Annotated in this window: 13 protein-coding genes; 9 read left to right on the forward strand and 4 right to left on the reverse strand. The window is 66.7% G+C overall.

Annotation, left to right across the window (positions count from 1 at the left end):
- Positions 1-7 precede the first annotated feature (7 nt).
- The 6 genes from HWX55_RS00160 to HWX55_RS00185 all read left to right on the forward strand — a co-directional run bounded on the left by HWX55_RS00160 (position 8) and on the right by HWX55_RS00185 (position 6,826).
- The gene (locus HWX55_RS00160) at positions 8-436 is read left to right on the forward strand and encodes an NTF2 fold immunity protein (protein WP_175973012.1); all 429 of its coding nucleotides are present in this window, start codon (positions 8-10) and stop codon (positions 434-436) included.
- A gap of 29 nt (positions 437-465) precedes the next feature.
- The gene (locus tag HWX55_RS00165) at positions 466-894 is read left to right on the forward strand and encodes a hypothetical protein (protein WP_175973014.1); all 429 of its coding nucleotides are present in this window, start codon (positions 466-468) and stop codon (positions 892-894) included.
- A gap of 515 nt (positions 895-1,409) precedes the next feature.
- Entirely contained in the window at positions 1,410-2,837 is a 1,428-nt protein-coding gene (locus HWX55_RS00170) for an MFS transporter (RefSeq protein ID WP_175973015.1), read from the forward strand.
- A 374-nt stretch (positions 2,838-3,211) separates the two neighbouring features.
- Positions 3,212-4,489: a L,D-transpeptidase gene (locus HWX55_RS00175; protein ID WP_175973017.1), complete on the forward strand. Its 1,278-nt coding sequence runs from the start codon at positions 3,212-3,214 to the stop codon at positions 4,487-4,489.
- Positions 4,490-4,650: 161 nt separating this feature from the next.
- Positions 4,651-5,763: a porin gene (locus tag HWX55_RS00180; RefSeq protein ID WP_050016275.1), complete on the forward strand. Its 1,113-nt coding sequence runs from the start codon at positions 4,651-4,653 to the stop codon at positions 5,761-5,763.
- Positions 5,764-5,773: 10 nt separating this feature from the next.
- A complete protein-coding gene (locus tag HWX55_RS00185; protein ID WP_124556292.1) occupies positions 5,774-6,826 on the forward strand; it encodes a nucleoside hydrolase in 1,053 nt (350 codons plus the stop codon).
- A gap of 31 nt (positions 6,827-6,857) precedes the next feature.
- Here the strand turns inward: HWX55_RS00185 and HWX55_RS00190 are convergent, their stop codons facing one another.
- Complete coding sequence (locus tag HWX55_RS00190; protein WP_175973019.1) at positions 6,858-7,766, reverse strand: LysR family transcriptional regulator; 909 nt, start codon at positions 7,764-7,766, stop codon at positions 6,858-6,860.
- A gap of 94 nt (positions 7,767-7,860) precedes the next feature.
- Here HWX55_RS00190 and HWX55_RS00195 point away from each other — a divergent pair, with 94 nt between their 5' ends.
- Positions 7,861-9,210 carry an NCS2 family permease gene (locus HWX55_RS00195; RefSeq protein WP_175973022.1) on the forward strand — a complete coding sequence of 450 codons (1,350 nt, stop codon included), beginning with the start codon at positions 7,861-7,863 and terminating at the stop codon, positions 9,208-9,210.
- A gap of 46 nt (positions 9,211-9,256) precedes the next feature.
- On the forward strand, positions 9,257-10,357 hold the full coding sequence (gene add / locus HWX55_RS00200) for an adenosine deaminase (protein ID WP_175973023.1): 1,101 nt from the start codon (positions 9,257-9,259) through the stop codon (positions 10,355-10,357).
- Between the two features lie 34 nt (positions 10,358-10,391).
- Here the strand turns inward: add and HWX55_RS00205 are convergent, their stop codons facing one another.
- Both HWX55_RS00205 and HWX55_RS00210 read right to left on the reverse strand, forming a co-directional pair.
- Entirely contained in the window at positions 10,392-12,623 is a 2,232-nt protein-coding gene (locus HWX55_RS00205; protein ID WP_175973025.1) for a transglycosylase domain-containing protein, read from the reverse strand.
- 142 nt (positions 12,624-12,765) lie between these two features.
- Complete coding sequence (locus HWX55_RS00210; RefSeq protein ID WP_175973027.1) at positions 12,766-14,256, reverse strand: PLP-dependent aminotransferase family protein; 1,491 nt, start codon at positions 14,254-14,256, stop codon at positions 12,766-12,768.
- A gap of 123 nt (positions 14,257-14,379) precedes the next feature.
- Between HWX55_RS00210 and HWX55_RS00215 the strand changes: the two genes are divergently transcribed.
- Positions 14,380-15,018, forward strand: a complete 639-nt coding sequence (locus HWX55_RS00215; protein ID WP_175973029.1) for an FMN-binding negative transcriptional regulator — start codon at positions 14,380-14,382, stop codon at positions 15,016-15,018.
- A 53-nt stretch (positions 15,019-15,071) separates the two neighbouring features.
- On the opposite strand, the gene HWX55_RS00220 is transcribed toward HWX55_RS00215, so the two are convergent.
- Entirely contained in the window at positions 15,072-15,653 is a 582-nt protein-coding gene (locus HWX55_RS00220) for a thioredoxin family protein (RefSeq protein WP_175973031.1), read from the reverse strand.
- Positions 15,654-15,746 lie beyond the last annotated feature (93 nt).

A 15,746-nucleotide genomic window follows, 5' to 3' on the forward strand; every position in this document is an offset into this window, starting at 1 on the left:
AGATGAAATGACGCCCGCCGAACGATTGACGGCCTTTATAGCGGATATGCTACGTTGGGAAATTGATCTGGAAGACAACAGACGATCCCTGAGAGATAAGCAGGATTCATCTTTGCATGAGCAAATGTGTGCGGATGCTAGAGAAAGGCTACGCGTGATTTTTACAGAACATCTTAGTGCCAAGGCGCTTGCTACAAAGGCACAAAGTCGTCTTGATCTTTTGCCTTCTGGTCGCCCGCCGGAATTTGCGCAGAAAGTGCTGGAAGATACAGAAAGTCATGTGGGTAAGAAAATCTATATCGAGACTTTCAATGAAAAAGGGCTCACACAGCGCCAGCGTTATGCGCTCGTAATAGAGGAAGGCGAACCGAAAATTGACGCCGTCTACGATTGGCGTCGTAGCACGGATAAGTGGGACGAGCAGGATTCCATCTAACGCCGACCGAAGTGCCGTGCGACAAGCGAATGGGTAAATCGTGGGTACGTCCGTTTGTGATTGCCAATATGGTCCGCTCTTCAAGTAAAGTTAACGTGATTCAGTATCGCTCCGACGATATCGAGAAGTTCTTCTGCTACGTCTACGAGTGGATAGATGACCTCAATTTTTGCCTTCCAGCCAGTGACTTCGTGGACGATTGGTGTGCATATGAGGAAAATGCAGGCGAGAAATTTTCCCGGCATGGCTGGAATGGCGAGGGGCGTATCGAGCTTATGTGGCTTCCCCCTTTCGCGTTAGGCGGAATTCTGGCAGATGGGGTTAATAATTTCCTCAATGTGGTAGGCGATTCATGGTCGCGTGGTTTGGTTGTCTGGCACGTCAAGCAAGCGCGAGATGGACTATCGTTTATATTATCTCCGGTAAAACTAAATTTACCTGACTTTGGTGTTGGCTAATATAATTTCTAATGGGAGGTGTTGCGTCCCGCCAAGCAGGAGGGCAGTTGTCTGGTCGGGTCCATGCAAGAAGTCACCTATGAACTTATCGAGCGTATAGAACATCCTGATTCAACTCGTCAGTAAAATAGTGTGTGAGGCGATCAAAGAACTGGGGAAACACCTCTCAGTCCGACGAGGAAAGTTGACGTGGTCGATCGCGATGTTTGCGAGGTGGCCGCGTTCAAAATTTCGGGATTTCCTGATGCCGACATACATCGTCGTCGGCGATAAACCGGCAGTTGCTGTACTGCGCGCGACGAAGAATGGCGTCGGGTTCACGACAGGTATCCTCCGGCCGGCTGATGCTGTGCACTGATCAGCCACCCGTTGAACCGCTCCGAAGACGTTTGGCCCGCCCCGCCCAGCACCCGATTGATGTGCTCCCGCACGCGCCTCGCTAAAATGCGCGAAGCCGCTCGCCAGTTCCCCTCTGCTGGCGCCAACGACAATCAAGAATCCGGAGACTCGCCACCATGGCATCCACCCAGCCCGACCCGCTCACGGCAGCAGGCGCCGTCCGCCCCACAGCGATCGACCCCGGCTCCATCTCGGCCCGTCTCGACCGCCTGCCGCCGACGCGCAGCGTCTGGAAGCTCGTCGTGTTGCTGAGCCTCGGCTTTTTCTTCGAGCTCTACGACCTGCTCTACAGCGGCTATGTCGCGCCGGGCCTCGTGAAAAGCGGCATCCTGTCCGCGACGACGCACGGCCTGTTCGGCACCACGGGCGTCGCGAGCTTCATCGCCGCGCTGTTCTCCGGGCTCTTCATCGGCACGATCGCGTGCGGCTTCCTCGCCGACCGCTTCGGCCGCCGCGCGATCTTCACGTGGTCGCTGCTGTGGTACACGGCCGCCAACGTCGTGATGGCGTTCCAGGATACCGCGACCGGGCTGAACTTCTGGCGCTTCGTCGTCGGTCTCGGCCTCGGCGTCGAGATGGTCACGATCGGCACGTACATCTCCGAACTCGTGCCGAAGCAGATCCGCGGCCGCGCGTTCGCGTGCGAGCAGGCAGTGGGGTTCGTCGCGGTGCCGGTGGTCGCGTTCCTCGCTTATCTGCTCGTGCCGCACGCGCCGTTCGGCCTCGACGGCTGGCGCTGGGTCGTGCTGATCGGCGCGCACGGCGCGCTGTTCGTGTGGTGGATTCGCCGCGAATTGCCGGAAAGCCCGCGCTGGCTCGCGCAGCAGGGGCGGGTCGACGAAGCCGACCGCATCATGCGCGCGCTCGAGGCGAAGGTCGAAGCCGAATACGGGCGGCCGCTGCCGCCGCCCGCGCCGGCCGAACCCGTGCCGCCGCGCGGCAGCTTCCGCGACATGTGGGTACCCCCGTATCGCAGCCGCACGATCATGATGACGATCTTCAACGTGTTCCAGACGGTCGGCTTCTACGGCTTCGCGAACTGGGTGCCGACGCTGCTGATCAAGCAGGGCATCACGATCACGTCGAGCCTGATGTATTCGAGCGTGATCGCGCTCGCGGCGCCGATCGGCCCGCTGATCGGCCTCGTGATCGCCGACCGCTTCGAGCGCAAGTCGGTGATCGTCGCGATGGCGGCGGCGATCGTCGTCTGCGGGCTGCTGTTCAGCCAGACGACGGTGGGCGCGTTCCTGATCGTGCTCGGCATCGGCCTCACGCTCGCGAGCAACATCATGTCGTACAGCTTCCACGCGTACCAGGCCGAGTTGTTCCCGACGTCGATTCGCGCGCGGGCCGTCGGCTTCGTCTATTCGTGGAGCCGCTTCTCGGCGATCTTCTCGTCGTTCGTGATCGCGGCCGTACTGCGCGGTTTCGGCACGTTCGGCGTGTTCGCGTTCATCGCGGGCGCGATGGTGATCGTGATGGCCGCGATCGGGGGGATGGGGCCGCGCACGAAGGGCATCGCACTCGAAACCATCTCGAAGTAGTCGGCATCTGCGCATGCGTGTCGCACGGTTCGTGCGGCATGCGTGCGGTGCGGTTGCGTTCCGGTGTTCGCCATCGTCGAAATGATTTGGGATGCAAATCAACTGAGAGGCGATATCGGAACCGAATGAAACACGCAAGCGCGCCGAAAATATCCAACACGCCAGCCTGCCACGCAACGAAAGCTCAAGCGGCAGCGAGTTGAAACAAAGCGTGACGAAGCGCAATTACACGTAAAAGCGCGCTTCCGGTCGCTGCCGATTCGCGTATCGACGAGTAGAATGAAGGGCCTGACGACTCATTAGCCGCCATCGGAGCGCCCGCGTTGCACAGCGACGGCTCCGCCGCGAAGAGGCGTCGGCGCCGGGCGCGCACGATGCGCCGGACGTGTCGATGGCTTGCGCGGAAGATGCGCCGCTCGCACCAGCAGCATGCGGCGGCCGGATCGGCCGATGGCTTCGAACGTATGATTCTTGCCCCTCTGGCGCGGCGCTTTGCGAAGCCGCGTTGCCTCAACCGCGCAGCCGCCGCCTACGTGTGGCTCGCTGTCGCGATGTCGATTTCCGTTCTCGCCGAGCAGCCTGCCTTTGCCGCGTCCGACGCTGCGCCGTCTTCGTCCACTGCGTTGCCGGCTTCAGCGGCGTCCCGCACGCCGCCGGCTTCATCTGCGCATGCAGTGTCTGGCGCATCCGCCGCGTCACACGCGAATCACACGAATCATGCGGAATCCGCGAGCGCAACATCGGGGGCATCCGCGGCTTCCGCCGCATCCGCCGCCGCGCCTGCATCGGCCGCATCCGGCACGCCCGCCAGCGAGGCCGAGCCGCCTCCACCCACTCCGCCGCGCCGGCATCCGCCGCTGTCGGCCGAGGAGGCGCAAAAGGCGACGACCCATGCGCTCGACATGCGCAAGCGCTTCACGCAGGAAGTCACGCGACGCCTGAACGTGCCCGCGAACGAACAGCGCGCGTACGGCGACCGTCTTCAGAAAGCGCTCACCGATGCGGATCTCGGCGATCTCGCCGGCGAATACGTCGTAATGGTCGATCGCGCGCCGAACGTGCAGGCGCTGTTCATCTATTTCCGCGCGACGCCGGCCAATGCGTGGCTGATGATTGGCGCATCGCCTGTGGGCACCGGGCTGCCGGGCCAGTACGACCATTTCCTGACGCCGCTCGGCGTGTTTCATCACTCGCCCGACACGATGGATTTCCGCGCGGAAGGCACGACGAACGAGAACGGCATTCGCGGCTACGGCCACCGCGACATGCGCATCTACGACTTCGGCTGGGTGGATGGCGAGCGCGGCTGGGGCAAGGGTGGCGTGTCGCCGATGCGCTTCCAGATGCATGCGACCGACCCCGACCGGCTCGAAGCGCTGCTCGGCATCCGGCATTCGAAGGGCTGCGTGCGGATTCCCGCGTCGCTGAACACGTTCCTCGACCAGCACGGCCTGCTCGACGACGACTATCAGGCACGCGTCGAGGCCGGCAAGTCGTTGTGGGTGCTGCGTCGCGATCGCGACGTCACGCCGATCGCGGGCCGCTACCTGGTCGTGATCGACAGCGCCCGCAAGACTCGCCCGGCGTGGTCACCGATGCCGGGGCGCGGCGCGTGGTCGAAGCTGCCGAAGGGCGGCGACACGGCGGACTGAGCGCCGGTTCGCCGACAGCGGAATGCGCGAGGATGAGAATAAATCCGTTTTATTGACATATAAGGAAAGCAAACTTTTATTATCCGATCCGGGTTCGTATAGTCGAGTCCAGTTTCGCGGAACCCTGCCGCGCCTGGACCACCACCGACCACACGACCCGCATGAAAACTCTCTACAAGCTCGCTCCGCTCGCGATGCTCGGCGCCTTCGCGACCCATGCCGGTGCGCAAAGCAGCATCACGCTGTACGGTCTCATCTCGGCCGGTGTCGGGTTCGCGACGAACCAGGGCGGCAAGAACGCGTGGCAGGCGTTGTCCGGCACGAACCAGAATCCGCGCTGGGGGCTGAAGGGCAAGGAGGATCTCGGGCAGGGGCTGTCCGCCGTCTTCCAGCTCGAGAACGGCTTCAACGTGATGACGGGCACGGCCGCGCAGAACGGTCGCGAGTTCGGGCGCATGGCGTACGTGGGGCTCGCCGACCGCACCTACGGTTCGCTGACGTTCGGTCGCCAGTACGATGCGATCCACGACTACATCGGGCCCGTGATCATCGCGAGCAACGGCGTGAACATCGGCGACAACGACAACGGCTACAACGACATCCGCGTGCAGAACTCGGTGAAGTACGTGAGCCCCGTCTACTACGGGCTGAAGTTCACCGCGCTGTACGGCTTCAGCAATACGACCGGTTTCGCGAACAATAGCGCGTACAGCTTCGGGCTCGGGTATGAGCGCGGCCCGCTGCGCTGGAGCGTGGTCTATGCGCAGTACAACCATCCGTACAGCGCGACGAACCAGGACGGCGCGATCGCGAACGACTATGCGTCGCCGCTGCTGATCTTCAGCAAGAGCGCGATGTCGCCGGCCGCATACGCAAGCCGGCAGCGGATCGCGGGCACGGGCGGCTTCTACACGATCGGCCGTGCGCAGTTCGCGGCGATGTTCACCGACGTGCGCTACGATTACCTCGACAATTCGCACCTGCACCTGCAGAACCTGGGCGTGAACGTCGTCTACACGATGACGCCGCAACTCTTTCTCGGCGCCGCGTATGCGTTCACGAACGGCAAGTACGACGTGATCGACAAGCGTCCGAAATGGCACCAGGTGAACCTGCAGGCCGATTACTTCCTGTCCAAACGCACCGACGTCGCGCTGACGGTGATCGCACAGCAGGCGGCCGGCGACGCGGATCATGCGCAGATCTTCGCGTATGCGCGTTCGACCGGCACGCGCCAGATGATGGCGACGCTCGGCGTCCGGCACGTGTTCTGAGCGCCCGACCATGACCCATCCGATCGCCTCCCGCCGCACCTTCCTGAAACTGTCCGCCGCGCTGGCCGGCACCGCGCTGCTGCCCGAAACGGGCGCATTCGCGGCCGGCGGCGACGCCGCGCGCCGCACGGTGATCATCGACACCGATCCAGGGCAGGACGACGCCATCGCGATCCTGTTCGCGCTCGGCGCGCAGGATCGCCTCGACGTGCGCGCGCTGACGGCCGTGGCCGGCAACGTGCCGCTCGAGCTGACCGAACGCAATGCGCGGATCATCCGCGACTGGGCCGGCCGCACGAACGCGCTGCCGGTGTATGCGGGCTGCCCGCGGCCGCTCGTGCGCGATCTCGTGACGGCCGCGAACGTGCACGGCAAGACGGGGCTCGAAGGCGTCGAACTGCATGCGCCGCGCGCGCCGCTCGCCGCCGGTCACGCGGTGTCGTACCTCGTCGATACGCTGAGCCGCGCGGCGCCGAACAGCGTGACGCTGTGTGCGCTCGGCCCGTTGACGAACCTCGCGACCGCGCTGGTCGAAGCACCGCAGATTCGCGCCGCGTTGCGCGACATCGTGCTGATGGGCGGCGCGTTTTTCGAGCGCGGCAACATCACGCCGGCCGCCGAGTTCAACATCTACGTCGATCCGCACGCGGCCGACGTGGTGTTCGGCAGCGGCGTACCGATCGTCGTGCTGCCGCGCGACGTCGCGGTGAAGGCGCCGATCACGCCGGCGCGCGTCGCGCCGTTCCGTGCGCTCGGCAACCGCTGCGGCGCGATCGTCGCCGACATCATGGAGGCCGAGCTCGCCTACAACAAGAAGCGGCGCGGCGTTGAAGACGCGCCGATGTACGACCCGACGGCCGTCGGCTATCTCGTCGATCCGACGCTGTTCGGCGGACGCAAGGTGAACGTGGTGGTCGAGACGACCGGGCAGTGGACGCTCGGCGAGACGATCGTCGACTGGAATGGGCGCAGCGGCCGTGCCGCGAATGCGACATGGATCAACGAGGTCGACGCGGACCGCTTCTACGCGACGCTCGTCGAGCGCATCGCGAAGTTGCCCTGAGTGCGGGCGGCCACGCACGGCGAACGCGGCATCAGATGTGTTTCGCAATCCACTCGCGGCACGCGCGCACGTGCGGGCCGCGATCGTCGGCGGCGAGCGAGATCAGCGAGATCGCGCGCGTGACGCGCGGCTTGTCGACGCGCAGCGCGACGAGTTCGGGATCGTGCAGATGCATCGTGTAGAGGCTCGGCAGCACGGCGGTCGCGAGGCCGTTGCGCGCGAGCGCGTAGAGCGGCTCCGTGTATTCCATCCGGTACGTGACGTTCAGGCGCAGCTTTCCGGCGCCGCCGGTGCGATGCAGCGATTCGCTGACGCTGCCGCGCACGAACACCGCGAGATCGCGATCGACGAGCTTCGCCCACGTGACGCTCTTCGCGCGGGCGAGCGGATCGTCGTGCCGCACGACGATCACGATCTCGTCCTCGAACAGTTGCTGGTAACGCAGCGTGCCGTCGTCGCCGTCGGGTTCGCGCACGCCGATGCCGAGATCCGCGACGCCGTCGCGCACCGCTTCGACGAGCGCACTGTTCGGCAAATCGGTGAGCGTGAAGCGCAACGTCGGGTGCGTGGCGCGCAGCGCGTTGAGCGCGGGCAGCAGGCGGCCCGCGACCGACGGGATGAACGCGATGCGCACGGTCTGGATGCGTTCACCGATGAGCCGCGTCATGTCGTCGAAGGTGCCGCGCGCCTGATTGAGCAGGCGCTCGGCGAGCGGCAGCACGGCTTCGCCCGCGGCGGTCAGCGTGAGCCGGTGCGCGGTGCGTGCGAACAGGCGGCCGCCGAGCAGGAACTCGATCTGGCGGATCGACGCGGTGAGCGCGGGCTGCGTGAGCGACAGCGCCTGCGCGGCTTGCGTGAAGCTGCGTGCGTGGGCAAGGACGACGAAGTGCTGGACCTGCCGCAGCGTGAGCGCGGGCAGCAGCGACGAGCGGTCGGACATCGGGCAATGACGGTCGGGATGCGGTACGCGGCAGTATAAGACCGCGCTGCACGCCCCGACACAGGACAATATTCGGAATCACAGGAGAACCACCATGTCAGCGACTGACACGATGCCGGCGCGTGTGCCGGCCAACTGGCTCGAACGCCGCTTCGCGCTCGCCGCGCGCGGCACGAGCGTGCGCACCGAGACGATCGCGGGCGTCACGTCGTTTCTCGCGGCCGCGTACCTGCTCGTCGTGATCCCGTCGCTGCTCGCGACGGGCGGCATGGACCGCGGCGCGGCGACGACCGCGACGATCGTCGTGTTCGTGCTGTTCACCACGCTGATGGGGCTGTACGCGAACCTGCCGTTCCTCGTCGGCCCCGGTATCGGCGGGTCGGTGATCATCGGCGTGACGCTCGCGACGACCGAGCACGTCGGCTGGCAGACGGGCCTGGGCATCGCATGCGTGTCGGGCGTGCTGTTCTTCCTGCTGACGATCCTCGGCGCGCGCGGCGTCGTGGTGCGGCTGATTCCGGTGCAGATCAAACTCGGGCTCGGTGCGTCGATCGGGCTGTTCGTCACGATGCTCGGGCTGCGCAATGCGGGGATGGTCGTCGCGAACGCGAAGACCAACGCGTTCGCGCTCGGCGACTTCTCGCGGCCGGGCGCGTTGGTTGCGCTGATCGGCCTCGCGGTCGCGATCGTGCTGCAGGCCCGCAAGGTGCCCGGCGCGATCCTGATCGCGATCCTCGTCGCCGCCGCGGCCGGCGTGCCGCTCGGCGTCACGCACCTGCCCGCGTCGTTCATGTCGCTGCCGCACGGCATTGCGCCGATCGCGTTCAAGCTCGATATCGGCAGCGCGTTGAGCCTGGCCGCCGCGCCGTACCTGTTCGCATTCTTCGCGGCGGAATTCTTCTCGACGCTCGGCACCGCGCTTGCGGTCGGCGCGAAGGCGAACCTGCTCGACGAGCACGGCAACCTGCCGAACATCAACCGGCCGTTTCTCGTCGACTCGCTCGCCGCGACGCTCGGGCCCGTGTTCGGCATTCCCGCGCTGACCGCGCTGATCGAATCGGCCGCGGGCGTCGAGTCGGGGGGCCGCAGCGGGCTGTCGTCGGTGGCGGCGGCCGTGCTGTTCGCCGCGATGCTGCTGTTCGTGCCGGTCGCGCTCGCGATTCCGAAGGAGGCGACGGCGCCGGCGCTGATCCTGATCGGGCTGTCGATGTTCGCGACGATCAGCCATACGCATTTCGACGACTTCACCGATGCGCTGCCCGTGATGTCGATGGTGCTGCTCACGCTGATGTCGAACAGCTTCGGCACCGGCATCGCGGGCGGGCTGCTGTGCTACGTGCTCGTCAAGCTGCTGGCTGGGCGCTGGCGCGACGTGTCGTGGGGGCTCGTCGTGCTCGCGCTGCCGCTCGGTTATTACTTCTGGACCGTCGTGAAGCCGCACTGAGAGACGGCTTCGCGACGCAATGGCACTACCAAAAAAAGAGACTGACATGAAGGGAACACCAGGCAACGTCCCGGCCGCGCGCACGGGCATCGAGATCACGCCGGCCCATCGGGCCTTCTTCCGCGCGCTGCCGAAAGTCGAGCTGCATTGCCACCTGCTCGGCGCGGTGCGGCACGACACGTTCGTCGCGCTGGCCGAACGCAGCGGCGCACCGATCGAACGCGCGGAGATCGACGCGTTCTACGCACGCGGCGAGAAACCGGTCGGCGTGCTGCACGTGCTGCGCGCGCTCGATAAATATCTGCTGACGCAACCCGACGACCTGCGGCGTATTACCTATGAGTATCTGGAAGACGCAGCCGCCCACAACGTGCGGCACGCGGAATTCTTCTGGAATCCGACGGGAACGGTGCGCGTGTCGGGCATCGCGTATGCGGATGCGCAGGCCGCGATCGTGACGGGGATTCGCGATGCCGCGCGCGATTTCGGCATCGGCGCGCGCGTGATTCCGAGCATCGACCGCGAGCAGGACCCCGACGAAGCGGTGGCGATCGTCGAGTGGATGAGCGCGCATCGCGCGGACGAAGTCGTGGGGCTCGGCATTGATTATCGCGAGAACGACCGGCCGCCCGAGCTGTTCTGGAAGGCGTACCGCAACGCGCGCGCGGCCGGCTTCCGCACGACCGCGCATGCGGGTGAGTTCGGGATGCCGTGGCGCAACGTCGAGACGGCCGTCGATCTGCTGCAGGTGGACCGCATCGATCATGGCTATACGATCGTCGACAACCCCGAGCTGTGCGCCCGCTATGCGGAGCGCGGCATCGTGTTTACCGTCGTGCCGACGAATTCGTATTACTTGCGCACGCTGCCGCCGGCGCAATGGGCCGAGCTGCATCCGATGCGCAAGATGCCGGGGCTCGGGTTGAAGATCCATCCGAACACCGACGATCCGACGCTGCACAAGGTGAACCCTTCGGAAGCGTGGGAGCTGATGTTCAGCCATTTCGGCTTCACCGTGGCCGAGTTGAAGCAGTTCATGCTGAACGGGATCGACGGCGCGTGGGTCGATGACGCGACGCAGGCGGCGTGGCGTGCGGCGTGGGCGCCTGAATACGACGCGCTGGCTGCGGCGCTCGCGGCGGGCTGAGCGCGTTTCCTGACCAAGCCCGCCCGCATCACGCTCAGCGAAAGAACCTCAACCAGTCGAACAGGCCCGAATGCGGCGGTGCGCGCCGCTTCGGCGCCGGCGCGCTGCGCGGCCGGAAATCGGGCGAGAACTGCACGTGCGGATCGATCGCCCGCGCGCGCAGCGCCGCATCGTAGAACGACCCGACGATCGGCAGCGCGCTGTGCGCGCCCGCGCCCCAGTAGTCGCTGCGCAGCGTCACGCTGCCGTCGTCGAAGCCGACCCATGCGCCGGCCACCAGTTGCGGATGCATCAGGATGAACCAGCCGTCCGTGTTGTCCTGCGTCGTGCCGGTCTTGCCCGCGACGTCGATCCGGATCCCGTAGCGCGAGCGGATGTCCGCGCCGGTCCCGTAATCGACGACGCCGCGCATTGCGTCGACCAGCGTCTGCGCGGCAGGCGCGGGCAACGCGCGTTCCGGCGGCGCGCTGCCGAACGCGGCGAGCACCCGGCCGTTGCGATCCTCGATGCGCGTGATCATCTGCGGCGCGACGTACACGCCGCGGTTCGCGATCGTGCCGTACGCGGACACCATCTCTTTCAGCGTGACGGGGCTCGTGCCGAGCGCGAGCGACGGCACCGCATCGAGCGGACTGTCGCGCACGCCCATCGCGCGGGCGAGCTGCGCGACCTTCGCGGCGCCTTCGTGCTGCATGACCTGCGCCGTGATGCGGTTGCGCGACAGCGCGAGCGCGTCGCGCAGCGTCATCGGCTCGCCGGTCGGCGGCTCCGCATCGGTCGGATGCCACACGGCGCGGCCGTCGATCGGGATCGCGACGGGGCGGTCGACGAACGTATCGCCCGGCCGCATCCCGTCCGCGAACGCGGCGCCATAGACGAACGGCTTGAACGTCGAACCCGGCTGGCGCCGCGCCTGCGCGACGTGATCGAACGGTTCGCTGCCGAAATCCGGGCTGCCGACCCACGCACGGATCGCACCGTTGCGCGGATCGATCGCGACGAAGCCAGCCTGCACCTGCGTCTTGCGCTCGCACAGCGCGCGCATGAATTCGCGATTCGCGCCGAGCTGCTTCAGCGCGAGCACATCGGTGAGCCCCGTGTCGCGCGCCTGGCGATACTCGGGCGTCTGCCGCATGAAGCCGACGAACAGGTCGTTGCGCAGCCCGCAACCGGACGGCCCGCGCCATGCGCCGTCGGCGATCGCCTGCAGTCGTTCGGTCTGCCGCGTCAGCGCCTGCGTGGCCATGTCCTGCAGCCGTGCATCGAGCGTCGTGCGCACGACGAGGCCGTCCGCGTACAGATCGTAGTTGTTGCGGTCGGCCCATGCGATCAGCCACTTGCGCAGTTGCACCGCGAAATGCGGCGCGAGGCCCGGCTGCGCGGTCTGCGGTTCGAAGTCGACGTGCAGCGGCCGGCGCTGCAGTTTCGCGAGCTGCTGCGGCGACAGCATGCCCATCTGCGCCATCCGGCCGAGCACGATGTTGCGCCGCTGGACCGCGCGGTCCGGATTCAGCACCGGGTTGTAGTAGCTGTTGCCCTTCAGCATCCCGACGAGCGTCGCGCTTTCCGTGATGTCGAGCTGGTCCGCCGACTTGCCGAAGTAGGTGCGCGCGGCCATTTCGACGCCGTACGCGTTGTACAGGAACGGCACGGTATTCAGGTAGGTTTCGAGAATCTCGTCCTTGCTGTACACCGCTTCGATCTTGAACGCGGTGATCAGCTCCTTGACCTTGCGCGTGAGCGTCGGCGCGCGGCCGACTTCGTCGGGATACAGATTGCGCGCGAGCTGCTGCGTGATCGTCGAGCCGCCCTGCCGGTCGCCCGAGAACGTACGCAGCCCGGCCGCGAGCGTGCGGCGCCAGTCGATGCCGTGATGCGCGTAGAAGCGGTGATCCTCGGTCGCGATCAGCGCATCGACCATGTGCGGCGAGATCTGCTTGAGCGGCACCCATTCACGGTTCACGGGCCGGAATTCGGCGATCAGCTGGCCGTCGGCAGACAGCACGCGCGCGGGGCGGTCGATGCGCGCCTTGCGGATGTCGCCGATGCTCGGCGTGAACGGAACGAACGCGAGCAGCACCAGCAGGCCGAGCACCGGGATCGCGGCGAGCGTCAGCGCGACGCCGCGCCGGGTCGGATGGCGCAGGCGATGCAGCGCGCCCGCGCCCAGCGCGCGGACGCGCGTGCGGCACGCGGCGGCGAGCGGCGCGACACGGGCGCGGCAACGAAGCCACGCATCTCGGAGAAACGGCACGAAGCGATTCAAGGCGGCAGGAGCGCGGAGGGAAGACGCGCGATCCTAGCAAACGGAACCCGGGCGCCGGCACCCGAAACGGCCGTTTGCTTGCAGGATTTACAGACGATTACGTTTGTTGCCCGCCGCCAACCTTTTACCGCGCGCGGGGCCGCTATTCCGCCGACGAAACGACGTCCGCGAGCCGCTGCGCGGCCGCTTCCATCTGCGCGCGGTCGAACCCGCCGAAGCCGAGCACGAGCCCGGCGCGCGCCGTGCCGGGCGCGAACATCGGCGACACCGCACGCACCGCGACACCGGCCCGGGCGGCACGCGCGACCACGTCGAGATCGTCGATCCCTTGCGCGAGCCACAGCACGACGTGCATCCCCTGGTCGCCAGGCTGTACCCATGCGCGCTCGCGCGGCAGGCGCGCGCCGAGCGTGTCGATCAGCAGCGCGCGCTGTTCCGCATAGACGCCGCGCACGCGACGGATGTGGCGATCGAGATGACCTTCGGCGATGAACGCGGCGAGCACGTGCTGGTCGGCGGTGGGCGCATGGCGGTCCATCAGCACGCGCGCGCCGCAGAACGCGGCTACGAGATCGTCGGGGGCGATCACGTAGCCGAGCCGCAGCGACGGAAACAGAATCTTGCTGAAGGTGCCGAGATAGATCACGCGGTCGGGCGCGAGACCTTGCAGCGACGGGAACGGATAGCCTTCGTAGCGCAATTCGCTGTCGTAGTCGTCTTCGACGACCCAGGCGCGATGCGCGCGCGCCCATGCCAGCAGCGCATTGCGCCGCGCCATGCTCAACGGCATGCCGAGCGGGTACTGGTGCGACGGCGTGACGAATGCGGCACGCGCATCGGGGGCGACGCGGATGCCGGCGTCGACGTCGAGGCCGTCCGCGTCGACCGGCACGCGCACCATCGCATCGCGCCGCCCGGTGCTGTCGAGCAGCGCGGTGATGCCGCGATAGGCCGGATTCTCGACCCACGCGCGGTCGTTTGCGCCGAGCAGCACCTGGCTCGCGAGATGCAGCCCTTGCTGCGTGCCGCTCGTGATCACGACCTGGCTCGCATCGCAGCGCACCGAGCGCGACCGGCGCACGTAATCGGCGATCGCTTCGCGCAGCGGCAGCGCGCCTTGCGGGTCGGCATAGCCGGACGGCGCGCCGGCGCCGCGGGCGCGCAGGCGATTGCCGAGCCGGCGCCAGATGTCGTCGGGCGCGGTGAGGCCGACCGGCACCGAGATCGCGAACGGCATGGCCGGCAGCGGACTGAATTCGCGGGCGATCCGCGCGAAGGTGGCGGCCGGCTCGGGCAGGCCGTCGCGCGCCGGGTGCTGGCGGCTGTCAGCGGGAGCGGGTTCGTCGATGGGCGGCGGTTCCGCGAGTGCGTTCGCGACCCGCGTGCCCGCGCCGCCGCGCGATTCGAGAAAGCCTTCGGCGATGAGTTGCGCATACGCGTCGACGACGGTACCGCGCGCGACTTGCAGCGATGCCGCCAGCAACCGCGTGGACGGCAGCGCGTCGCCGGGCCGGACGTCGCCGCGGCGCACCGCGTCGCGCAGCGCCTGCGCGAGCTGGCGGCTCAGGTCGCCGGCCGCGCGGTCGAGCGCGCCGAGCGACGGGATTTCGACGATCCGGGCCGTTCTTGCCATGATTCTGGTCTGCTGAGATTGTTTCAAACCGGCTCTACAGCATAAACCAGTTTCGGCTCACAATCGACGCATGACGGGCCGACACCCGCACCCATTCCCACCCCGCACGACCGTGGAGCCGACATGTACGTCCCCGCCGATTTCAACGAACCCAATCCCGACGTGCTGCGCGAACTGATCGTGCAGCACCCGTTCGGCAGCCTGATCACGCACGGCAGGAGCGGGCTCGACGCGAACCACCTTCCGTTCGAGTTGATGCCCGACGACGACGGGCTCGGCGAACTGCATGCGCACGTCGCGCGCGCGAATCCGGTCTGGCAGGACGTCGCGGACGGCGACGAGGTGCTCGTGATCTTCCGCGCCGGCGACGCGTACATTTCGCCGAACGGGTATCCGAGCAAGCACGTCGCGCACCGGCAGGTGCCGACGTGGAACTACCGCGTCGTGCATGCGTACGGTCGCATCACGGTGCGCGACGACGAGAAGTTCGTGCGCGGCGTGGTCGCACGGCTGACGCGCACGCACGAGGCGTCGCAGCCGGTGCCGTGGAAGATGGGCGACGCGCCGAAGGACTATATCGACACGATGCTGCAATCGATCGTCGGGCTGCAGATCGAGATCACGCGATTCGTCGGCAAGCGCAAGCTCGGGCAGAACAAGGCCGAGGCGGATATCCGCGGCGCCGGCGAAGCGCTGGTCGCGAACGGGAAGTGCGCGATCGGGGAAGCGATGCTGGCCGAAGCCGACGCGAAGCGCAGTTGAGCGTATGAGCGCCACGGCGTGCGGGCGAGCATCGCGCCCGCACGCCGCACAGGTCACTGCGTGCGCGTCGAACCCTTCGCCCCGTCGCCCGCCTGCGCGAGCGCGCTCCGAATCGCCGCCTCCGTCTTGTCGTATCCGCCCTCGCCATACCGCGTATAGACGACCTTGCCGTTCGCATCGATCAGGTACAACGCGGGCCAGTACTGGTTGCCGTACGCGCGCCACGTGTCGTAGTGGTTGTCCTGCGCGACCGGATACTGGATGTCGAAGCGCTTGATCGCATCGGCGACGTTCTTTGCGTCGCGTTCGAACGGATATTCCGGCGTATGCACGCCGACCACGACGAGCCCCTGGTCGCGATATTTCCGATACCAGTCGTTCACGTACGGGATCGTATGAATGCAGTTGATGCACGAGTACGTCCAGAAATCGACGAGCACGACCTTGCCGCGCAACTGGTCGAGCGTCAGCGGCGGGCTGTTGTGCCAGCGGTCGATGCCGGTGAAAGCGGGCGCCGTCATGCCGGCCGGCGACGCCTGGATGCCTGCGTCGTCGCGGGTGCCGGCGAACGCGGCGAGCCCGGCCGTGGCGGCGAGGGCGAGGACGAGGGCGGCGGTCTTGAGTCGGGGCAGCATGGCGTTCTCCTGATCTTTGGGGCCGCGGCGCGAGGGCGGCGGCCCGACGTGTTTCGACAGGCCCCATTAGGCGGCGCCGACGTATCTGCGATG

The organism is Burkholderia sp. BCC1047 (assembly GCF_902833155.1).
GTDB classification, from domain to species: Bacteria; Pseudomonadota; Gammaproteobacteria; order Burkholderiales; family Burkholderiaceae; genus Burkholderia; species Burkholderia sola.